This window comes from Nonomuraea sp. JJY05, from assembly GCF_043496855.1.
Lineage (GTDB): Bacteria > Actinomycetota > Actinomycetes > Streptosporangiales > Streptosporangiaceae > Nonomuraea.
Genome location: NZ_JBIEIS010000044.1, coordinates 77,436 through 98,507, shown reverse-complemented (window position 1 = coordinate 98,507; position 21,072 = coordinate 77,436). Strand labels below are relative to the sequence as shown.

General features: G+C 67.8%; 20 protein-coding genes and 4 pseudogenes. 15 read left to right on the top strand and 9 right to left on the bottom strand.

From position 1 onward, the window contains the following. Positions 1-120: 120 nt before the first annotated feature. The gene (locus ACFKCF_RS47850; RefSeq protein WP_394502127.1) at positions 121-1,056 is read right to left on the bottom strand and encodes a CU044_5270 family protein; all 936 of its coding nucleotides are present in this window, start codon (positions 1,054-1,056) and stop codon (positions 121-123) included. Then, entirely contained in the window at positions 1,056-1,619 is a 564-nt protein-coding gene (locus ACFKCF_RS47845; RefSeq protein ID WP_394502125.1) for an RNA polymerase sigma factor, read from the bottom strand. The genes ACFKCF_RS47850 and ACFKCF_RS47845 overlap by 1 nt, the downstream gene beginning before the upstream one ends. A 384-nt stretch (positions 1,620-2,003) precedes the next feature. On the opposite strand from ACFKCF_RS47845, the pseudogene ACFKCF_RS47840 reads away from it, so the two are divergent. After that, positions 2,004-2,216 (top strand): annotated as a pseudogene (locus ACFKCF_RS47840) (site-specific integrase); the annotation flags it as partial. A 269-nt stretch (positions 2,217-2,485) separates the two neighbouring features. Beyond that, positions 2,486-2,932, top strand: a complete 447-nt coding sequence (locus ACFKCF_RS47835; RefSeq protein WP_394502123.1) for a tyrosine-type recombinase/integrase — start codon at positions 2,486-2,488, stop codon at positions 2,930-2,932. Between the two features lie 173 nt (positions 2,933-3,105). Here ACFKCF_RS47835 and ACFKCF_RS47830 read toward each other — a convergent pair whose 3' ends face one another. Beyond that, positions 3,106-3,639 carry a hypothetical protein gene (locus tag ACFKCF_RS47830; protein WP_394502121.1) on the bottom strand — a complete coding sequence of 178 codons (534 nt, stop codon included), beginning with the start codon at positions 3,637-3,639 and terminating at the stop codon, positions 3,106-3,108. A 310-nt stretch (positions 3,640-3,949) separates the two neighbouring features. Between ACFKCF_RS47830 and mihF the strand changes: the two genes are divergently transcribed. Further along, positions 3,950-4,267, top strand: coding sequence for an integration host factor, actinobacterial type (gene mihF / locus ACFKCF_RS47825; protein ID WP_394502119.1), 318 nt, complete (start codon positions 3,950-3,952; stop codon positions 4,265-4,267). A gap of 101 nt (positions 4,268-4,368) precedes the next feature. On the opposite strand, the gene ACFKCF_RS47820 is transcribed toward mihF, so the two are convergent. Then, positions 4,369-4,971: a recombinase family protein gene (locus ACFKCF_RS47820; RefSeq protein WP_394502117.1), complete on the bottom strand. Its 603-nt coding sequence runs from the start codon at positions 4,969-4,971 to the stop codon at positions 4,369-4,371. A gap of 287 nt (positions 4,972-5,258) precedes the next feature. Between ACFKCF_RS47820 and ACFKCF_RS47815 the strand changes: the two genes are divergently transcribed. The 9 genes and pseudogenes from ACFKCF_RS47815 to ACFKCF_RS47775 all read left to right on the top strand — a co-directional run bounded on the left by ACFKCF_RS47815 (position 5,259) and on the right by ACFKCF_RS47775 (position 13,044). After that, positions 5,259-5,831, top strand: a complete 573-nt coding sequence (locus ACFKCF_RS47815) for an RNA polymerase sigma factor (protein ID WP_394502115.1) — start codon at positions 5,259-5,261, stop codon at positions 5,829-5,831. Next, positions 5,828-6,616 (top strand): zf-HC2 domain-containing protein, encoded by a 789-nt coding sequence (locus ACFKCF_RS47810; protein ID WP_394502114.1) that lies wholly within the window; start codon positions 5,828-5,830, stop codon positions 6,614-6,616. The genes ACFKCF_RS47815 and ACFKCF_RS47810 overlap by 4 nt, the downstream gene beginning before the upstream one ends. Beyond that, entirely contained in the window at positions 6,613-7,449 is an 837-nt protein-coding gene (locus ACFKCF_RS47805; RefSeq protein WP_394502112.1) for an ABC transporter ATP-binding protein, read from the top strand. The genes ACFKCF_RS47810 and ACFKCF_RS47805 overlap by 4 nt, the downstream gene beginning before the upstream one ends. Further along, entirely contained in the window at positions 7,446-8,888 is a 1,443-nt protein-coding gene (locus tag ACFKCF_RS47800) for a hypothetical protein (RefSeq protein WP_394502110.1), read from the top strand. The genes ACFKCF_RS47805 and ACFKCF_RS47800 overlap by 4 nt, the downstream gene beginning before the upstream one ends. Further along, positions 8,879-9,595 carry a hypothetical protein gene (locus tag ACFKCF_RS47795; RefSeq protein ID WP_394502108.1) on the top strand — a complete coding sequence of 239 codons (717 nt, stop codon included), beginning with the start codon at positions 8,879-8,881 and terminating at the stop codon, positions 9,593-9,595. The genes ACFKCF_RS47800 and ACFKCF_RS47795 overlap by 10 nt, the downstream gene beginning before the upstream one ends. A 398-nt stretch (positions 9,596-9,993) precedes the next feature. Beyond that, positions 9,994-10,203 (top strand): annotated as a pseudogene (locus ACFKCF_RS47790) (DUF4158 domain-containing protein); the annotation flags it as partial. A gap of 16 nt (positions 10,204-10,219) precedes the next feature. After that, the gene (locus tag ACFKCF_RS47785; RefSeq protein WP_394502107.1) at positions 10,220-11,752 is read left to right on the top strand and encodes a DUF4158 domain-containing protein; all 1,533 of its coding nucleotides are present in this window, start codon (positions 10,220-10,222) and stop codon (positions 11,750-11,752) included. Between the two features lie 29 nt (positions 11,753-11,781). Next, positions 11,782-12,805, top strand: a pseudogene (locus ACFKCF_RS47780) (Tn3 family transposase); the annotation flags it as partial. Between the two features lie 41 nt (positions 12,806-12,846). Beyond that, on the top strand, positions 12,847-13,044 hold the full coding sequence (locus ACFKCF_RS47775) for a Tn3 family transposase (protein ID WP_394502157.1): 198 nt from the start codon (positions 12,847-12,849) through the stop codon (positions 13,042-13,044). Positions 13,045-13,063: 19 nt separating this feature from the next. Here the strand turns inward: ACFKCF_RS47775 and ACFKCF_RS47770 are convergent, their stop codons facing one another. The 3 genes from ACFKCF_RS47770 to ACFKCF_RS47760 all read right to left on the bottom strand — a co-directional run bounded on the left by ACFKCF_RS47770 (position 13,064) and on the right by ACFKCF_RS47760 (position 14,151). After that, a complete protein-coding gene (locus ACFKCF_RS47770) occupies positions 13,064-13,264 on the bottom strand; it encodes a hypothetical protein (protein WP_394502155.1) in 201 nt (66 codons plus the stop codon). 117 nt (positions 13,265-13,381) lie between these two features. Further along, positions 13,382-13,657: a hypothetical protein gene (locus ACFKCF_RS47765; RefSeq protein ID WP_394502149.1), complete on the bottom strand. Its 276-nt coding sequence runs from the start codon at positions 13,655-13,657 to the stop codon at positions 13,382-13,384. Positions 13,658-13,743: 86 nt separating this feature from the next. After that, the gene (locus ACFKCF_RS47760) at positions 13,744-14,151 is read right to left on the bottom strand and encodes an Imm10 family immunity protein (RefSeq protein ID WP_394502105.1); all 408 of its coding nucleotides are present in this window, start codon (positions 14,149-14,151) and stop codon (positions 13,744-13,746) included. A gap of 1,056 nt (positions 14,152-15,207) precedes the next feature. On the opposite strand from ACFKCF_RS47760, the pseudogene ACFKCF_RS47755 reads away from it, so the two are divergent. Both ACFKCF_RS47755 and ACFKCF_RS47750 read left to right on the top strand, forming a co-directional pair. Then, positions 15,208-15,990 (top strand): annotated as a pseudogene (locus ACFKCF_RS47755) (JmjC domain-containing protein); the annotation flags it as partial. Further along, the gene (locus ACFKCF_RS47750) at positions 15,990-16,493 is read left to right on the top strand and encodes a hypothetical protein (protein WP_394502102.1); all 504 of its coding nucleotides are present in this window, start codon (positions 15,990-15,992) and stop codon (positions 16,491-16,493) included. The pseudogene ACFKCF_RS47755 and the gene ACFKCF_RS47750, both read left to right, overlap by 1 nt. Positions 16,494-17,080: 587 nt before the next feature. Here ACFKCF_RS47750 and ACFKCF_RS47745 read toward each other — a convergent pair. Both ACFKCF_RS47745 and ACFKCF_RS47740 read right to left on the bottom strand, forming a co-directional pair. Then, complete coding sequence (locus tag ACFKCF_RS47745) at positions 17,081-17,956, bottom strand: hypothetical protein (protein WP_394502100.1); 876 nt, start codon at positions 17,954-17,956, stop codon at positions 17,081-17,083. 459 nt (positions 17,957-18,415) lie between these two features. Further along, positions 18,416-19,132 (bottom strand): hypothetical protein, encoded by a 717-nt coding sequence (locus tag ACFKCF_RS47740; RefSeq protein WP_394502098.1) that lies wholly within the window; start codon positions 19,130-19,132, stop codon positions 18,416-18,418. Between the two features lie 369 nt (positions 19,133-19,501). Between ACFKCF_RS47740 and ACFKCF_RS47735 the strand changes: the two genes are divergently transcribed. Next, entirely contained in the window at positions 19,502-20,899 is a 1,398-nt protein-coding gene (locus ACFKCF_RS47735; protein ID WP_394502096.1) for a sensor histidine kinase, read from the top strand. Positions 20,900-21,072: the final 173 nt, after the last annotated feature.

Sequence of the window (21,072 nt, the reverse complement as noted above, 5' to 3'; positions counted from 1 at the left end):
GCGTTGACGCCAGGTCACTGCAGCACCGGGGTCTCCCTGGTCTTCCTGACAATGCTGTCTACCAGGGCGTCGGTTGGACCGCCGCCCTGGTCATCGTCGTCAGGCCTGATTCTGCTGCGATCAGGAGCGTTGGCCGGGCTGGTTCACGATCGTGGCTTCCAGCTGCGCCGTCAGGCCCACCGTGCCCGCCTTGAAGGTCTCCTTACTGCCATCGGCCCACTCGTAGGTCCGATCCTGCAGCCGCGTCGAGTTGGTGCCCAAATACCGGAAGGTCTGCGGGTCCAGGACGAGATAGCTCCGTGCCTCGGCCTCGGTGATGCTGAACGCGACGCCTCGCCGTCCGTCGGCGACGGGCACATCCTGGGTCACCGTGACGCCCTTGATCGTGGGCAGCGCGCGGTAGAGCGCGGCCCGCACCTCGGGGGCGAGCCACTGCTCGGAGATGAGCTGGTTGATCTCCATGAAGAGCCTCACCGGCGGGACGTGGCCGTTCAGCTCCTGCGGCCCCCGGCGGTCCTCGTCGAGGATGGCCGCCTTGATCTTGGCGATCACCCCCGGCGGGGTGACAGGCGGTTTGGCCAGCTCAGCCGGGTTGAAAATCGCGCTGCCCTGGAACATCAGCTTGCTGCCCTGGTACCAGGCCGACCGCTTGCCGTCCACGCTTGTCCACCGTTCCCAGGTGTCACGCTGGTCTCGGTCGACGTCCCCTTCGACCCCGGTCAGCTGCAGTTCCTTGGTGTAGAGCCATTGTCCGGGGCCCGGGGCGGGCGTGGGGTCGTTCTCGGCCGCACGGGCGGCGCGTTCGCCCAGCTCGGTCACGCTGGCCACCGGTGCCATGCCCGGCTCGTCCCTGAGCGTCACGACGGTCCCGCCGACGACCAGGGCCAGAGCCGCCGCCACCGCGATCCGCCAGCCGAACCTTCTCGTGCCGGACGCGGCCGACTTGCGTGTGACCTCCGGTTCGTGGATCGCTGTCATCAGCCGCGCCTTGGCAGCAGTCGCGGCGTTGTCAGTCATCGCCGGGGTGTTCCGGCGAAACTCCTTCAGCTCGTTCACTACAGCTCCTCATCCCCTAGCACGTTCCTGGTCTTCTTCCGCGCCCGGTGCAGCCGTGACCGCACAGTCCCCACAGAGATGTCCAGCGCCCGCGCCACTTCCTCGTACGACATGTCCTCCCACGCCACCAGCAGCAGCACGTCCCGATGCCCACGGGGCAGCGACGCCAGCGCCCCCGCCAGCTCACGCTCCCTGCCCTGCGCCGCCACCCGGCGCGCCACGGTGTCGTCCAGTGCCTCCGGCAGAGGGTCCACCCCGGTGCGGCTCAGCGCCCGCAGCAGCCGTTCCTCCTGCCGCCGATGTCTGGCGATCAACGTGGTGGCGATCCCGTACAACCAAGGCCTGGCCAGCGCGAACGACGTGTCATACGTCCCGCGCCTGCGGAAGGCCGCCAGGAACGTCTCGGCCACGATGTCGTCGGCGGCCTGCGCGCCGAGCCGCCGAGCCGCGTACAGATGGATCTGCTGGGCGTAGCGGTCGAACAGCGCCGCGAACTGCTCTGGGTCGTGCGCCGAACGACGGATCAGTTCTCCGTCGTCGATCTCGACCGTCTCAGCACTCAACGCCTCTCCTTCGTGAGTAGGTATTTCACCGTGCTGTCTCCCGAAGGGCGTCACCTGGTTCCCCAAAAGCTGTGACACGGTGGAAATGTGATGCCGCCGCCCGCAAGCGGCAGGTGTAGGCACTACCCCTCGGGTTCCGCTGGCAGGGATGGACGTGCTGGTCGATGCCCGCGCTCGGGAGCATGCTGCGCGAGATTCTCGGTGCGGACACTGACCAAGGGCTGTCGTTTCGGGATCCCAGAGACGTGCGGAAGGGTTGCGGCATAACCCTTGTTATCCGGCAAGATAGCGATCATCGGGGTAGGGCGAGCTGGGCGGCTGTCGTCCGGCGCGGAGGCTTCGTTTCCCGGTTATCCGGCAACTCGGCGGACGGGGGTCGGCACGATGGATCCAGTCATCGCTGAGCAGCTCGGCCGCACACACCCGCTTGCCCGCCACCTCGACGACTTCCTCACCGACCTGGCCAACGCCGGCGCCTCCGTCCACACCCGGCGCGCCTACCGCGGCGACCTGATCGCCTTCGCCGCCCACCACGGCGAGGAGATCGGCGCACTGACCGCCGCGCCGATCCGGGCCTTCCTGGCCGAGCTCGCCGACCTGTCACCGGCCAGCCGCAAGCGAGCCGCCGTCGCCTCCTTCGCCAAGTGGGCGGTCCGCCACGACCTCCTGGCCGCCAACCCGATGGACCGCATCGACACGGTCAAGGTGACGAAGAGCCTGCCCCGCCCGGCCGTGGCCGCCGACGTGGCTAAAGTGCTGGCGGTGATCTGCTCGCGGCGGCCGCGTAAGGACCTGCCGCTGGACCGGCTGCGGGATCGGGTGCTGTTCGAGACCGCCTATGTGTGCGGCGCCCGCGCCTCGGAGGTGTGCGGCCTGTATGTGGAGGACCTCGGCCTGCGCCTGGACGACGAACACGTCCGCGTCCACAGCAAGGCGGCAGCGTCCGCACCGTCCTGCTCGACGACCGCGGCTACGTCACCCTGCTCAAGCTCTACCTGGCCCGCGCGGGCTACAGCGCCGGGCCGCTGTTCCGCGCGTCCATCAACGGCCGCGGCGGACCTCTGTCCTACGACGCCGCCCACCACCGCTGGCAGACCTACTGCGCCGCCGCGAGAGTCGAGATCGACATCCACCGGCTGCGTCATGCCCACGCCAGCGAGCTCATCAACGCCGGCGTCTCCATCGAGGCCGTGCGCCGCCGCCTCGGACACGCCTCCACCGAGACGACGCAGCTGTACGCGCTGCTCGACGACAAGGTCGCCGACGCCGAGATCCGCGCCGCCCGACGCCGCCGCGACCGAGCGGCGCGTTGATCGCACAGTTGGCCATCTCCAAGTTCAGGCGGTTTTGAGCAGGGACAACGCAATCGCGTGTACCTGGTGACAGCTTCGTTAAGGGCAGGCCAGATTGATCAAGCCTCCGACCTTGTGCCAAGGTCGGAGGCTTTCGCGGTGCCGGGTCCTGCGCCTGGTCGCGCCCCAGCGGCTCAGGCGGTGCGCTTGGCCCAGAAGTGCACGCCGATCGGCCCGAACAGCGACAGCGATGTTGCCGAGGACGACTGGCTCTGCCCCAGGTGCCGGAGGTTGGCGACGTTCTTGGTCGGCAGGGTGCCGCCAGGGCCTGACACGGCGGTGGGGTGGAACCACTTCTGGCTGTCGGTGTTGTTGCATGCGGCCACGACCACATCCACGGTGTTCTTGGCGGTCAGGCACAGCGGAGAGCCCGTCTCCAGGCTGGCCCGCAGCGTGTAGATGAAGGCGGACTGCCCGCCGCCCGAGGAGACGGTCGCCGTCTGCTCCCACTGGCCGAGCGTGCTGTTGGTGTCGGCCTTGAGGAGGACGAAGGAGCCGTTGAAGTTCGCTTCCGCGGTCAGGACCAGCTTGGAGGCGTTGCCGCGGTATTCGAGCTCCTTGTACACGGTGGCGGCCTGCGCTGGCGAGGCGGGCGCGGCAACGATTCCGGCCGCGCACATGGCGGCGGCGAACGCAGCGGCACGTCTCAGTCTTTGTGATTCGAACATATATCCCCTTGATGACGCGGCCCGCCGGATTGCGGGCCTCGGAAAGTACACACGCCGCAGGGCCGGTCGGTCGGCGCACAAATACGCACTGCGCCGGTAATCCCGGGCACAGCAGTCAGCGAGCCTTGGCTGCCGCCCGCCCCCTCCTCGACCTGCCGTTAAGTAGGTGCCACCAAGTAGGCCTCCGAGTAGGAGCGGTGCGGCGAACCGGGGTTGGTGTCACATCTGTTGACAGAGATGGTCCCTGATGGGGGCGGTGCCCTGCTGAGGTGGCGGGAGCACAGAGAATCCGATCTTGGGAGGCTCCTTCATGGCGTTGCCGGCGTTGACCGCAGAGCAGCGGGCGCAGGCGTTGGAGAATGCTGCTGCGGCGCGGAAGGCTCGTGGGGAGCTGTTTGAGGGGTTGCGGTCGGGCGAGACGACCCTGACCGAGGTGTTCGATCGGGCGGCCGGCGGCGAGGAACTGGTGAAGCGAACGCGGGTCTCGCAGATCCTGCGGGCGCTGCCGGGCAACGGGCCGGCGAGGGTCGCCGCTTTGATGGCGACCTGCGGGGTGGCTGAGAAGCGCCGGGTGGGCGGATCGGGTGAGCTGCAGCGCCAGCGGTTGCTGGTGGCGGTCGAGGTCTGACCCTGCTGACGGCTACTGATTCCGTGGCCCTGATCGCCAAGTTCGGCGGCTTCATGGTGCGCCAGCGCCGCGTTTGCCTGGAGTACCTGATTGGTTGACTGCTACGCCTTCGCTGGCATCTTCTTCTTCGGCTGCCGGGGCGCCGTGGTGTCCTTGTCCAGGTGCCCGTAGACGGTGGATCGGGGGACGCCGAACAGATCGGCGATCTGCTGGACGGTCTTGACCCGCGCGTCGTACAGTTCCTGCGCGAGCGCGGCCTGCTCGGGGGTCAACCGCGGCCGCCGTCCGCCGACCCTCCCGCGGGCCCGTGCGGCCGCCAGGCCGTCGAGGGTGCTGGCGATGATCAGCTCGCGCCGCAGCTCGGCCAGCACCGACAGCATCCCGAACATGGCGCGGCCCTCGGCGGTGTCGGTGTCGATGCCCTGCTCGATCACATGCAGGCCGATCTTCTGCTCCCGGAGGTCGGCGCCGAGGTCGATCAGGTGGTGGACCGACCGGGACAGCCGGTCCAACCGGGTGACCTTGAGCCTGTCGCCCTCGCGCAGCAGTTGCAGCACCAAGTCGAGCTTCGGCCACGAGGCCTTCACACCGGAGGCTTTGTCGATGTGGATGTTCTCTCGCGCCACTCCGGCGCGCAGGAGAGCGTCGATCTGGTGATCGGGATTTTGGTCCGCGGTCGAGACCCGCGCGTAGCCGAAAAGCATGTGTCGAAATCTACTCCTAGTAGTGTTATCCGACATTGAAACCCGACACGAGTTACCGACACATCTGACCTGGGCTCTTGATCGACCCTCGTGAGTGTCGGCAAACAACCTGTTTGTCGACACTGTTGCGGGGAGCCTGTACAGGCCTCTTGGCAGGGTTGGCGCCGGCAGCCGCCTTTGTGATGTTCCTTGCGGTGAACAGGTGCGTGTGGAGGGCTCCGCGCCCTGAATCACGAAAGAGTTGATCCCGGAGAACCGTCCCGTGCGGGTCGTGCGATAGATACACCGTGAGACCGTTTCCCTTCCGGCGACGCGCGGCCCCGGACGTCACTGCGGAAAGCAATGACGCCGACCTCATCACCGCTGTCGCCGCGCGGAGCACCGTCGCCCTGCGCATCCTCCACCAGCGCCACGCTCCCTGGCTGCGTGCCCGGCTGGCCCGCCGCTGCGCCGACGCGGACGCCATCGACGACGCGCTGCAGGAGACTTTTCTGGCCGTGTGGCGCTCGGCGGGCGGCTTCCGCGGCGATAACCCGGCCGGCTGGTTGTGGACGATCGCCGTCCGCCGTCTGATCTCCGCTCTGCGTGGGCGCGGCTCGCGCTGGGTCGGCTCCGGCATCGAACCGGACGGCAGCTCGCCGGTCGCCTCGGCCGAGGACGTGGTCCTGCTGAGCGTGCAGCACGGTGACCTCGGCGCCGCCTTGAACAGGCTCTCCCCAGAGTTGCGCGCCGTCATCGAGGCGACTGTCCTCGACGGCCTCACCACCAAGGAGGCCGCCGGTCTCCTGGGCATTCCGGAAGGCACGGTCAAGACCCGCGCGATGCGGGCCAGGGCCCGGTTGCGCGAGGAGCTGTCATGAGTAGCTGGCACATCCCCGATGACTTGCGTGAGCGCTACCTCGAAGGCAGGCTCGAAGCGGCTCTGGCCATGTCCGTGGACGCGCATCTCGGTCGTTGCGCTGCCTGCCGGGCGGCGGTGCCGTACGACAAGGACTGGCTCGCAGCGTCCTGGGCGAGGCTGGAGGCCGAGCTGATCACGCCGCGCCCGAGCCTGTCCGAGCGGTTCCTGCGGCACGGCGGGGTGCCTGACCACCTGGCCAGGCTGCTGTCGGCGACGCCGACGCTGAGCCGAACCTGGCTGGCCGCGGTGGTGGCGGTGCTGGCGTTCGCGGTGGTGGCCGCGCGCGAGCAGGCCGAGTTGCTGCCCGCATTCCTGATCGTCGCGCCGGTGCTGCCGCTGGCGGGCATCGCGCTGGCCTACGGGCCGCGCGTCGATCCCGCCCACGAACTGGTGGCTGCCACCCCCCTGTCAGGGCCGCGACTGCTGCTGACCAGGGCCACGGCGGTGCTGGCGGTGTCGGTCGTGCTGGCCGGGCTCGCCTCACCGCTGCTGCCGGCGCCACCTGGGCTGGCCGCCGCCTGGCTGCTGCCCGCGCTGGCCGCCGCCTCGGGCTGCCTGGCCCTGTCGAGCCGGCTGCCGGTGCCGATCGCCGCCCTCGCCGTGGGCGGTGCGTGGCTGGCCATCGTCGGCACGGGCCGCTTCATCGGCAGCTGGCTGGCCGTCTTCGGTCCCGCCCCGCAGATCGGGTACGGCGTGGCCGCTCTCTTGCTGATGTACCGCTTCTACAAAGTGAGCACCAGATGATCCAGATCAAGGAACTGACCAAGACCTACGGGGCCAAACGGGCGCTCGATGGCCTCGACCTGACGCTCGGCACCGGCGTGACCGGCCTGCTCGGCCCGAACGGCGCCGGCAAGACCACCCTGTTGCGCTGCCTGGCGACCACCCTCGCTCCCGACGGCGGCGCGGTGGATGCCTTCGGCCTGGACCCGGCCGATCGCGTGCAGCGGACCGCGCTGCGGCGCAGGCTAGGCTACCTGCCGCAGAGCCCCGGCTCCTACCCGCATTTCACCGCCTTCGACCTCGTGGACTACGTGGCGATCCTCAAGGAGCTGACCGACCGAAAGCACCGGCACGCCGAGGTGCGCCGGGTACTGGCCGAGGTGGACCTCACCGATCAGGCCGGGACGAAGGTGCGCAAGCTGTCGGGCGGCATGCGTCAGCGGCTTGCGCTGGCCCAGGCGCTCCTGGGCGAGCCGGATCTGCTCATCCTTGACGAGCCGACCGTGGGTCTGGACCCGGAGCAGCGGATGGTGTTTCGCGCGCTGGTCTCGCGGTTGGGCGAGGGCCGTGTCGTCGTGTTGTCGACGCACCAGACCGAGGATGTCGCCGCACTGTGCGAGCGGGTGGTCGTCATGCGGGACGGTCGGGCAGTCTTCGACGGCACCCCTGGCGAGCTCGCGGCTGTCGCGGACGGCCGGGTGTGGTTGTCGGACGCGCCGCCCTCCACGTCGGAGCTGTTCTGGCGGACGGCCGACGGCCGCTACCGAACGCTCGGCGGACGGCCGCCGGCGGCAGACGCGGTAGCGCCCGGTGTCGAGGACGGCTACCTCGTGCTGCTCGGGGAGGCGGCGTGACGCGGCGGCTGTTCCTGTTCGAGGCGCGCAGGCTGGTGCGGCATCCGCTCGTGTGGGGCGCGACCGTCCTGGTGCTGGCGCTGCAGACCTTCCTCAGTTGGGATCAGCAGCCCGACCTCACGATGGACCCGGTCAACGCCAGCGGGCTGGCCGCCTGCCTGGCCTCGGCGGTCCTGCTCGTGGCGAGTCTGGCCACCTCGCGCGACGGGCGGCACGGCATGCCGGAAAGCCTCGCCGGCCTGCCCGGGCGGGCCGAGCACCGCACGTGCGCCCTGCTGCTGGCCACACCGCTGGTCGCGGCGCTCGCAGCGACGGTGGCCGTAGGCGGTTACCTGGCGATCCGGCTGCTGAGCGGCCCCGCCGGAGGGCGGCTGGACGTGTGGGAGCCACTGACGGCGGTTGCCGCCGCAGTCCTCGCCGCGACACTGGGCGTGGCCGTCGGCCGTTGGACGCGGTGGCTGATCGCCGGGCCGCTGGTGGTGGCCGTGCTCGGCTTCTTCATCTACATGAACCCGGCCAACGGACAGGCCCGCTGGCTGCTGCCGGTGATGCAGGTCCACCAGCCGGACTGGCCCGACCGCCCGTCGCTGGTTCACCTGGTGTACGTGCTCGCCGTCGCCGCCGTCTTCGGCGGGATCGCGCTGCTCAGGCATCGGGTACGGCCGGCACCCGCTGTGGCGGTGGTGGTGGCGCTGGCGGTCGCGGTGCCCTCGGGGGCCATCGCGGCATCTACCCGGCCACCGAGCAGGTTTCCCACGAACGTGGAGCTGACTGTCGACCATGTGGACTCCCGCGTGCGTGAGCGCTACTTCGGCCCCGATGCCTACCGCTGCACGGAGCGCCAAGGGCTCACCTACTGTGCCTTTCCTGGTTACGAACCGTGGATCCCGCTGTGGGAACAAGCGGTCCAGCCGCTCGTGGCGGTGCTGCCCGCCGCGCTGCGGGCCCGGGCGCCCCAGGTGCGGCAGATGAGCCCGACCTGGAGCTACGCCGACGATTCGGGCGTGATCCGGCCGCCGATGAGCTGGGGGCATCCCGACCAGCGCAGGATGCTGGCCGAGGACGTGGCCTTCTGGGCGACCGGGCTGTACGACTCGGCCACCAAGCACTTCAACCCCTCCCGGCGCGCCGCACCGTGCGACGTGCGCGGTCAGGCCCGCACGGTGGTGGCACTCTGGCTCATCGGCCAAGTCGCCATCCCCGAGGCCCGGCGGCAGCTCTATGTCGACGATGATCGCGGACGCCTGTCCGGTCTGGACTGGGGCCCGGCCGAGATCGGCTACGCCAAGCTGCTGCTGGCCTCCCCTGACGCCCGCGAGAAGGTCCAGGCCAACTGGGACACGCTCGTCAAGCCCACCACCACGATCGGCCAGGCCCTGCCGCTGCTCGGGCTGGAACGCGAGTTCAACGCACCGACGGGAGCCACGCCATGCCTGTGACACTGCCCGCCCGCCCCCGGACCGCCTCCTCCACCGCGGCTGCACCCACCACGGCCGTCCCTACCCCGCCACCATCCCGCTGGCGGTTGGCGCTCCTGCTGGTGCGCCCCCTCGCTCGGGCCATCGACTGGGGGCCTCTGGTCATGGTCGCCGCCTTCACAGCCGGGCTGGTGAGCCTGGTGGAGTACGGGGAGGCACTGCCCGGGGGCGACGCGCTCGTGCTCATGCGCATCTGTGGCACCCTGCTCGGCGCGGCGGCGGCCTTCGGCTTGGTCGATGCCATGTCCGCCGACCTCGGCGCCGCCGCGGTCCCCCGATGGGTCCGGCAGGCGCTGCGCTGCCTGCTGCCCGGTGGCGCCGCGATCGCGATCTGGCTGGCCGCCTTCTCCTACATCCTGACCCGCCTGCCGGAGGGCGCCCTGTTCCCGATCGGCGACCTGCTCATCGAGGCGGGCGTCTGCCTCGGCATCGCGCTGGCCGCTGCGGCGACCGCCGTGCGGTTCGCACCCGGACGGCAGGCCGCCATGGCTGCGGTCGTGGTCCAGCTGGCGATGGTGCTGGGGACCATCCTGCTGCCGCAGCAGGTCCGGCTCTGGCCGCCGACCTGCGGGTTCGGGTACTGGGATCAGGCGCACCTGTTCTGGCTGGCGATGCTGCCCCTGCCGTACCTCTGGCTCATTTTCGCGGGGCGCGACCTGCGGCGCTGATACGCCGCGCTGTCAGGCTGAAGTTCTTCGCGCCACGCTTCATGGCCATCCGGTACGCCTACCTGTGCAGAGTCGGTGGCACCGAGTTCGTCGCGCTGCTGGAGCTTGCCGATGGCGTGGAGAACCCGCTGCCCGGGAAGACGCTTTCCGTACGAACCGGTTCCGTTGCAGGTCCACCCACCCGGTTTCCGCTGCAGCCGCCAGCAGGTTGTCGGTGCCCTCGGGTCCGCACTTCGTCGGTGGCGGCGAACACCTGCTCGGCCTTGCCGCAACGTCACGATTGGCGATCGGTGTCGCCCGGACAGGGTGAGATCATCATGAAAAGGATCTTGATCCTGGGAGAATCTCGCCGGTAGCGGCCGTGATACGCGGTCTTCACTGGAGTGCGGGGGTTCGTGATGCCGGTCAGCTTCCTCACCGAGGAGCAGCGCAGCCGGTGGGGCCGGTTCAACGAGGTCCCCGACATCACCCAGCTGGGCGGGTTCTTCCACCTGGACGCGGCCGCCCGGCAGCCGGCGATGGCCTGCAACGGCGCCCGCAACCAGCTCGGCTATGCCGTTCAGCTTGGAACGGCCCGTTTCCTGGGCTGTTTCCTCACCGATCCCGAGGACGTTCCGGCCCGCGGTGGTCGACTACGTCGCCGAGCAGCTCGGCCTCGACTCCTCCAAGCTGAAGGGGTTCGGGGAGAAGGGGGCGCGCTGGGATCACCAGAAGCTGATCCGCGAGGCCTACGGCTACCACAACTTCGAGGACCACTCGATCCCGTTAGCGTGCTGGGTGTACCGGCGGGCGTGGTCGAACAACGAACGCCCGATCGTGCTGTTCGACCTGGTCACCCACCGCCTGGTCGAGGCGAAGATCCTGCTGCCAGGGGTGAGCACTCTGGAACGGGTGATCTCCGAGGTGCGAGAGCGGGTCGCCCACCGCCAGCACAAGATCCTCGCCTCCTTGCCGAGTCCAACACAGAAGGCCGCGCTGGAGGACCTGGTCACCGTGACCGAGGGGCAGCGGGCCTCCAAGCTCGACCGGCTCCGCAAGAGCCCCACCGACGTGTCCAGCGGCGGCGTGGTCAAGGCGCTGGACCGGCACGTGGAGCTGCGGGCGCTCGGCGCCTCGACCTGGGACCTGTCCGGGGTTCCAGCCGGCAAGGTCGCCGCCTTGGCCCGGTTCGCCCAGGCCGCCCGCGCCAAGGCCGTCGCGGACCTGGCCGACGACCGCAAGCTCGCCACCCTGGTGGCGTTCGCCGCCACCTTCGAGCCGCGCTCGGCGGACGAGGCGATCGAAGTCTTCGACCTGGTCATCGGCGGCCTGGTGCGGACTTCGGCGTTCAAGGCGGGCAAGGAGCGGCTGCGGACGATCAAGGACCTCGACACCGCGGCGATCGTGCTGCGCGAGGTGTGGCTGAAGATCAGGGACGTGGCCGCCGACCCCGACGGCGACCTGCGGGCCGCCCGGGACGCGATGGATGTTACCGCGATCCATGCCGCCGCCGCCGACACCAGCGGCGAAGTCGCCCAGGAACCTGACGAGGACTTCCAGGACCAGCTGCTCGACCGGTACGCCACCATCCGCCGGTTCCTGTCCAAGCTGATGAAGACCGTCGACTTCCACGCCGGCGCCGTCGAGGGTCGCGGCCAGGGCAACCGACGCGGTTTCGAGGTGCTGGAGGCGATCGACTTCCTCAAGAGCATCGAACGGCGCCGCACCCCCATCCTGCCAAAGGAGGTCCCCGCCGCGATCCTCACCTCCGCCTGGCACCGGCGGGTGTTCCCCAAACGCGGCCCCAATGCGGGCGGGTTCGACAAGCTCGCCTACACCGTCGCCACCGTGGAACGGCTGCGCGATTGCCTGCGCCGCCAGGAGCTGTTCGTGCCGGGCCTGCCCAAGTGGGGCGACCCCACCGCGGGCTCCTGTCGGGGCAGGCATGGGAGAAGGCCCGCCCGATGGTCTGCCGAGACCTGGGCCTGTCACCCGAACCCGGCGTGGACGTGCAGCGGTGGGCCGCCACCCAGGACTCGGCCTACAAACAGCTCGCCGCAGGCCTGTCCGGCGACGACGACACCGCCCGCAATGAGTGGTTGCGGATCGAGAAATCCGAGGGCAAGGACCGGCTGGTCCTCACCGGCCTTGAGAAACTCGACGAACCCGCCTCCCTGACCGCGCTGCGCAACGACGTCGACGCCCGGATGCCGATCGTCGACCTGCCCGAGGCGCTCCTGGAGGCGCACTCCTGGACCGGCTGCCTGGACGCCTTCACCCACGTGTCCGGCGACGTGCCGCCCCGCAGGGACGATATGATCAAGACGATCGCCGCGGTCCTCGTCGCCCAGGCCATGAACGTCGGGATGCGGCCCAAGGTCAACAACAAGGAACCCGCGCTCGCCCTGGACCGGCTGTTCTGGGCCGAGCAGAACTACATCCGCGCCGCAACGTTGACCGCCGCCAACGCCGCCCTGGTCGACTACCACGCCCAGCAAGAGATCTGCAAACCTGGGGTGGCGGCGAGCTGGCCTCCGCCGACGGGCTGCGGTTCGTCGTACGGATCAAGACCATCAACACCGGGCCGAACACCAAGTACTTCGGCAAGGGCAAGGGTGCCAAGGGCGTCACCTATGACAACTTCACCTCCGACCAGTTCACAGGCTTCCACGGCATCGTCATCCCCGGCACCCCAAGGACTGGTACTACATCCTCGAAGGGCTCCTGGAGCAGGAGACCTCCCTCCCGCCCACCGAGATCGTCTCCGACACCGCAGGCGCCTCCGAGATCGCCTTCCGGATTTTCGCTGCTCGGCTGGCAGTCTCCCCGCGCCTGGCCGACATCGGCAGCTCCACCCTCTACCGGGCCGACCCCGCCGCCTACTACGGCAGCCTCGACAACCTGATCAGATCCCGCGTGAACACCGGGCTCATCGCCGACCAGTGGGACGAGCTCCTGCGCGTCGCAGGCTCCCTGCGCACCGGCGCCGTCCGGCCCGCCGAGCTGTTCCGCTACTTCGCCGGCGGCGGTACCCCCACCCTGATCGGCCGCGCCCTCATGGAACTCGGCAAACTCGACCGCTCCACCTACCTGCCCTGCTACTTCGACGACGAACTTCTGCGCCGCCGCGTCAACACCCAGCTCAACCGCCAGGAAGCCCGCCTCGCCCGCAAGATCTTCCACGGACAGAAGGGCGAACTCCGTCAGCGTTACAAGGAAGGCCAGGAGGACCAGCTCGGAGCGCTCGGCTTCATGACCAACGTCTGCATTCTGTGGAACACGATCTACACGGCCGCGCCATCGACGCCATCCGCGCCGAGGGAAAGAAGGTCTCCACCGCCGACATCGCCCGGCTCAGCCCCCTCGGCTTCGAGCACCTCAACATGCTCGGCCGCTACAACTTCTCCCTGCCCGACATCGTCCGCGCGGGCAATTTCCGGCCCCTGCGCACCCCCCAGCCCGGCCAATAACCGACCCGGTCCACGAACTTCACGCGGGTGCAAGCGTGGCCAGGAGCTCCTGGAAGAACAGCATCCGACGCAGGACGGCGCCCAGGTCTGCCAACGCGACGCGCGGCTCCCAGCCCGCCCGCCACCGCCTGACCGCGGTCGCCGACTTGACCACGCGCCACCGTGCAGGGGTCTGCAGCACGTCCAGGTATCCCGGCAGCCCCCGGCGCCAACCATCCAATCCTCGCAGCCCTCATTCCCGCCAGACCGCCAGGTACTGGTTGTGGAGCGTGACCGTCTACCGCGGATCACACCGATCAAAGTGCGCTGCTCCGGAGCCAAAGCCATGCCCCCGGTTCTATCGGCCCACCTCACCCGCAGACGGCGTATCGGCCAACATCCGCCGGACCTGCTCATGCGACAGCCCCACATGCTGGCCGATCCGGCGAAGCCCCCACCCCTCGCCCCGCGCGTCCGCCATCGCGGCCGTCGAGGCATCCGCGACAACCGCCGCCAACATCACCCGCAGCTCCGCGAGCCGCCGCAACCGGATCGCCGGAGCCAGCCCCACCGGCTCACCGCAGAATCGCTCGACATCCGACCGGATGAACGCCACGCCCTCGAACTCAGCCACCCGCCAAGAGTTGCCTGGTCAGCCATCGATGTCAACAGATGTGACAGTAACCCCGGTTCGCTGTACCGCTCCTACTCGCTGGCCAATCACAGCTCGATCACTGACGGACGGGCTTCGGGCCGACCATAGGTCAAAACACGCAACAGTCCATCGCGCAGTTGGTCGATGGCGTCATCCTCCACAGCCAGGGACGCCTCGATCTCGTGGTCGTCCAGCCCCAACGCATCCAGGCTGTCGGCAGCCACCTTGACGCGCAGTAGCCTGTCACGGAGCGTCACCTCTTCAATGACGCCATAAGCGGTGCCCTGATCTGCGGTGACCAGGCAATAGGTGTCCATCCCAAGCTCAATGTCCTGCTCATCGGGCTCGAACAGACCACACATGAACAGCAGCACCATGCCAGCGCCGTCTTTACCCTCTGTGACACCCACCGTCAGGCAATCGTCGGCTTCCTCCTCCACGCCCGCAACTCGGGCGGTGAACCTGATCGTCATGACCAGGAGCGTAACGACCATGACCGACAACGACGCCCACGCTCACCAGGCGCCCCCGGACAGGAACCCGTGCTGCTTCGGCAGCACCTCGCACATATTCGCGCGAACATGTGCGCTTTCGAGAACGACTCGTTGGACGCGATGGCGACGCTGTTCTTCTCCTCCCGCTCGGTCAGAACCTGGAAGAGGAGCTCGGCACTCGGCATAGTCACGATGTCGGCATAGGTCGATGCAGAGCAGGTCGACGCGGCCGTAGCGGGCGATCGTCTTGGTGAGCACTTCTCGTCGGCGGCCTGATCCCAAACCGGCCGATCGTGTTGCCGCCCGACCGCGGTGTGGCAGCCGCGGTGGCCGCCTGCCGGCGTTCGACCTGGTCGACTACCGCGCCCGCTCGGCGGTGGGAATGCAGCATCAACCAGCTCAAACGTCACCGTGGCGCAGCCACCCGATTCGACAAACTCGCCGTCGGCTACGAAGCGACCGGGCATATCGCTGCCGTCAACGACTGGCTCACCGCCCTTGAGGCAGGCCTTGGTCAAGGGACTTTCTATTATTTTGGACTACCGGATCCTTGCAATCGACAGGGGCTGTCAATATGGTTCTTAACGTGACAGTCTGTAACGTGGCCGTATCGCGGCAGTTTAGCCTCGATTGGCTTTTGCATCCGATTACTCCATCAGGTTTTTTTCAATCCCACTGGGAAAGTCATCCCCTCCTGATCGCCAGACAGCATACTGATTATTTCGGCAATCTACCGGGGCTGGATGCGGTTGATGAACTGATTACCGCGACATGTGACGGGAATACTCGAACCCAGCCAGATGTGCGCCTCACTCGCACCGATCGAGGAGGGAACCGGTCCGAACTGAAAGTCCGACAGCACGGTAACGGCACTCCGGATATTCAGGCTATTTATCGCGCATATCAAGACGGATACTCGGTCGTCATCAATGGTGTTCATCTGAGGTCTGCAGCCATTGCAAACCTCAGCCGGAACCTTGAAGGCGCTCTTCATCATCGGGTGGGCGTAAACCTGTATCTCACACACAGGACAGTCAGGGATTCGCCCCGCATGTCGACACCCATGACGTCTTCATCCTGCAGCTGCATGGAGTCAAGCATTGGCGCGTGGGAACTCCGTCGAAGGACCTTCCGCTCCCGGGCTCGGAGAATGACTCCGTTGACCTCATCGATTACTCGGAGCACACGTTGAATCCGGGCGATGTCCTTTACCTGCCGCGCGGATTTCCCCATGACGCCATCACGTCGCATTCTTCGTCTCTTCACCTAACGGTTGGCATCCACGCCTATTGTTGGGTCGACTTCATGATCGAAGCTCTCAGCGTGATGGCCGACGACGAGGCGCAACTCAGGGGAGCGCTTCCACCCGGCTTCCTCGACGGCTCGTTCGAAACGGAGCGTATGGCAGACATTTTCCATGGTTTCGCGGACGCTATTCAGAATGGAGCGTTCGCCGAACGGGTGAAGGCACGTCTCAGCGACAAACTGTTCAAGGAAGCAAAGGCGGTGGGATCGGGCCATTTTCGTTCGTTGGATTCCATCCCCAGCTTGAATGCGGAGTCCGTGCTCTTTCGCACCCCCAGCCTCTTCTGCAGGGTACTGTCGACCTCCAGCGAAGCCCGAATCGAGTTCGCCACCAATTTCGTCGCCGGTCCCGCATATCTGGAGCCGACATTCAAATTCATCGCGGAACATCACCGTTTCGCAGTACATGAAATTCCTGGAGCGCTAGATACTCAAGAAAAGCTCGACCTGGTGATCAGGCTCGTCGGCGAAGGCCTACTCCAGATCATCCGCGAAAACCAAGGAGGAAGCTAATGGGTACCAACCACGACGAAAAGGGATCGCCGGGGTCGACTCGTAGTCATAACCCGGTGAATGAGGACGACGCGCTGGCACTGCGAAACTGGTTCGATAGTTTGTCTTGGCAGGATCCTCGATATGATAACAAATTCCTGCTCAAGTTGGCCGCACTGGCGACGGGCAACGATGAGATACGACAGCGCCTCATCAACGACACGGACAACCTGATCAGAGAAGTCCGATCCAGCTTCTACCGAGCGGAGGATGTGCGGCCGGACCCCCTCGAGGGGGTAAGCGTGAGATTCTGGGAGAACACCCCGGACACCCTGCATATCGTCCTACCTCCAAGGGCTGGAATGGCAGGTGAACTCCCCGAGCGAATGCGTAATGCGCTGCGCTCACGTACCGCACTTCCTCGCGAGTCGGGGCATATCAACGACGACGCCTCGGATTTTGGTGATTGGTATAATATTAGCAACCGAGGGAATCACGGTACAGACATTATTATGGATACATGAGGCGGGGCTGAAGTCTGGGATCTGCGAACCGCGGATCCCGCCAGCGATGGTGAGCACGGTCGCGCGCTGCGCGATGGTCGCAAAGCGCTGCACAGCGATCCGCTGTGCGGGACGCACCCACTGCCAAAGGACTTGCTCGGGTCCCGGCCGGAGGCTCGCCAGGCGGCGCACGCGGTGGCGATCTTGTTACGGCTGTCAGCTCGTGCCTCAGGAGGCGAGGCGCCGCCCGCCGCTGCCGTGCTGCGCACGAGGTGGCGGTGCTGTGGCGGCAGGTCGGACGGCCGAAGCCGGACCGGCCCAATGGTTACCGGCGGCGCTGCGCGGTCATCGGCTGTCACTCCGGCACGGTTGCTGGCGTGGCATCGTCGCATATGGCGACGGGCCTGGACTTACCCGCATCGACCCGGGCATCCAGGAACGACGCCGGAGCTTCGGGACCTGATCAGTCGCCTGGCGTGGGAGAACCCTGGATGGGGCCATCGACGGGTGCACGGGGAACTGGTGCGGCTTGGCTCTCAGCTCAGCGAGGCGGTCGTTCGGCGCGTCCTGCGCTCGCACCGTTCCAGCCCGGCGACCCGACATCCTCCCTACCCGATGGGGGCGCAGATCACCGAAACCTCGACGGTGATCGTCTTGCTCTTGGGGTTGAGGAAGAACAGACCCCAGGCGTCGGCCACGCTCCCCGGCTTGTCGCTGGTGGTCTCGGGCGCGTTCACCTCGACGGTCACAGGACTCTCCAGGCTGTGGTCTCCGTGGTAGGCGTAGCCGCCGCCGATGGCTTGCTGCCCCTCCGGGCACACCACGTTCGTGCCGAAATAACCCTTGGGGACTTGCCTGCTCTCCTTCACGACGGTGACCGTGGGCCCCAAGAGCCGGCCCGCCGCCGCGACCCCGCCCCAGGCGAGCGCGCCGCCCACCACCACGCCTGCGACGACGAGCCCGAACCGCGAAAGCTTCCCCATGACCACTTCCCATCGATCGGTATGGGAGGAGGGTAGATCGGTCGTGTTGAGGATCTGTTGAGGATCCGTCAGACCGCTGACCAGGCAACGGTGAATGTGGTGGCCAGGCCGCCTTTGCGTGCCCGGCCGGGCGGTGGAACATCTGTCGTCAGGCAGGGGCGGCCGGAGAGGACGGCCGCCGTCGAAGGCCAGAGGGAACACCGCGCCCAGGCGTACGGCCGCGAAGTCGGGGTCGACCGAGGCCGGCGTGCGGGCGTCCGGACGTAGCGCGGCCTCCAGCAAGCCGGTGAGGACGGCGTGGGTGTCGCCCAGCAGGTAGAAGTCCAGGGCGACCTTGCCGCTCTTACCGGACAGAAGCTTGGACAGCTGCGGCTCGCTCTCTTCCAGCTCCCGCAACTCCGCTACCTGCGCGCTGATCGCCGCGCTGAAGGTCGGGTCGGCGGCCGCGCGTGCGTAAATCTCGCGCCCGAACTGGTCGTACAGCGTGCGAACCGCGAACATTTCCAGCGGCCCGTTCGAGGTCTCCTGCGCGGATGCGTCCCCGCCTCGCCACCACTTTTGTAACTAGGATCCCATTTGCCCGTCCCAGCATGATGCGCGCACCCTGCGGAGCATGGCAAGCACGCGATGTAAAGGGTGCCGGTCAAGCCCCCTGTCAACGACCAGGGACGCTCTGGCGCCGAGCTCGGCGCCGGCGAGGCCTTTCGGCCGCCGCGGTGTCGGGCTATGTGAGTGCCGTTGGCGGCGGGCCCAGCCAGGACACGGCTCCTCCAGGTTGCCGTCCCCCGGCTGGGCCCGTCCTCGGGAAACAGCTACGGTCCGATGTACCGACCACAGGGCGGATCACGACATGCTGGTGGGCCTCATGGTGAACAGCGGCGAGGCCCACGCACCACATCATGGTGAGCCCATCATGTCGGCCCCGCCCGCGTATGCCCGTCATCGCGGGGCACCTTCCGGTCAACCTTGGCCGGCCGGGCGCACGGTGACCGTGCCGCCCACGAGGCGGCCGGCGGCGGCTACGGCCACCAGGCGGGCGTAGAGCTCCTCCGCCGTGGCCGGCGCTCGATGGAGGTCAAGACCGGCGCCCGCCAGCAGCACGCACGCGCCCTGGTCGGTGACGGCGGCGCGCCAGGACTCGTCAGGCCCGAGCGTGCCGTCGTAGATCAGCTCGGCGGTGGGGCTGAGCACGCGTAGGCCGTCCAGGCCGTCCAGCTCGGCGGCCCAGCCGGGCGCGGCAGGCGGCTCGACAGCGGGCGTGGCCACCAGGTGCAGGCCGTGGCCCAGCAGCCAGGACGCCAGGCCGTCTACCCGGTCGCCGTGCACTTGGTCACCCTCGCCCACGGACACCCTGGAGACGGGCTCCAGCAGCAGGGCGGGGTAAGGCAGCCACGCGGAGAACACCCGACTCGTTGTCGTCTCTTCCTCGGCGATGATCCGGGCCTGCAAGCCGGGAATGTCGAACACGGCGCTGGGGGCGCACGCGCGGTGGGTAAGCGTGGCCATGCTGAACGAGCCCTCACGCAGGAGAACGACCGCGGCTGGCTGTTCGGGTACGCGGCCGGCCTCGCCGCATGCCGCGCAGGTGTAGGAGGTGATGGCGGCGTCGCGAAGGTAATCAAGGTCCTTGGCCGGTACCAGCGCGGCCACCTCCGAGGCTACCAGCACAGTCTCCATGAGTCCCTCCACCGGGCCCGCCCACCACCTTCCGGGCAGCGTACTGGCCGCCGGGAACCCCTGGCCACGGGCCGACGGTTCCTGTTTTCCAGGTCGTTTGAGGCGCTCTACTCGCCGGGAGCTTGCGGGAAGCGCCGTTGTCGCGGGCAAGATCCGCCCTGGAGCTCCGCTGAACCACCACGACAAAGCCCCGCTATGAGCGGCCTGCCGACAACGCCCCCCGTGTGCCATTTCTGGCTTGTAGATATGATCCGTAGTGTCGTAATTGGGGCCACTTGTCTTTTTCGTTCATCCACGGGCCCAGATCAGAATCCTCCCCCGCACACGTCACAACAGCCATGGTTGTGAACCGGCCGAGGGAGACGGACGATGACCATAAGCAGGAACATCTCGATCACCGGGCGCATCACCCTGTTCACCGCCGCGGTATCGGCATTGCTGTGCACGCTGCTGGCCACAGTCCTGCTGATCGCCATCCATCGCTACGCCACCAGCGCGCTCAGCTCGGAGATCCGCGCGGCCGGCGGCCGTGTAGCCATCACCGTGGAAGACCTGGGTAGGGTAAGCGGCCCCCTTGCGCAGCACCCAGGCCGCAACGTCCAGGTCGTCGACCACCAGGGGCGCGTCGTCGCGTCGACCCCGGCGCTGCGTGGCAAGCCACCGATGGCGACGTTCACCCCGGACGGCATGAACACCAGGGACGGAGTGGTGTGCGGCGGAGTCTTCGGGCATGAACAGTGCGACATCGTGATCGCCCAGTCGGCCGACCGGCCGGAGGGGAACTGGACCGTCTATGCATCCTCGCCCGTGGTCCCCGCGTGGGTCGAGCCCCGGCTGGCTTCCCTGGTGATCGGCTCCGCGGTCGTGCTAGCGGTCGCCATCACCTGCCTAGGCAACCGGATCGTGTCCGCGTCGCTGCGTCCGGTGAGGGCCATCCGCAGTGAGCTGGACGAGATCAACGCCACCTGCCCCTCTCGCCAGGTATCGCTGCCGCCCAGCCGCGATGAGATCAGCGACCTGGCCGATAGCATCAATCACACCCTGGCCCGCCTCGACGCCGCGATGACCCAGCAGCGCCAGTTCGCCTCCGATGCCTCTCATGACCTGAGAAGCCCCATCGCCGCGATGCGCGCGGAAGTGGAGGACGCCCTGCTGGCGCCCGAGGCGACCACCGTGACCAGATTGGGCAACACCCTTCTGCCCAGCCTGAAACGGTTGGAGTCGATCGTCTCCGACCTGCTGACCCTCACCAAACTGGACGCAGGCGCGCCCACCGTGCTCACCACGATCGACCTGGGCGAGCTGGTGAGCGAGGAGTGTCGGATGCATCCTCAGAGGTCCAAGCGGCTCATATGCCGCCTTGAGTCCGGCGTGGAGGTGCGTGCTGACCGGCAGCGCCTGGGCCGCCTGCTTACCAATCTTCTTCACAACGCCGACCGGCACGCGGAAAGCACGATCACAGTCCAGCTGCGGCACGAGGACGATGAGCGTTGGCCGGGCGGCGTCGCGGTGCTGGAGGTGCTGGACGACGGGCCGGGCATCGATCCGGACAAGCGTGAGCTGGTGTTCCGGCGCTTCACCCGGCTGGACTCCGCCCGCAACAAGGACGCCGGAGGCAGCGGGCTGGGCCTGCCGATCGCCCGGCAGATCGCCGAGGCGGCCGGGGGTAGCCTGCGGATTGAGGACAGCGACCGGGGCACCCGCTTCGTGCTTCGCCTCCCACGCAACGTGCACGATGCCTCCGGTTCCACGCCCGCTGCCGGATGACCCGACTCAAGCAGTAAGCTGCGCACGTGTCCTGTCTCACCGGCGCTGAGACAGTCTCACCCGGCGATGAGCTGACGACATCGCGGCCGACCCCGAAAGACGTACCCGTGCGCCCCGCGCCTACGACCTCACCGATCCCCCACAACGCCCGCCGCTTCCTGGGGGAGGAGGAG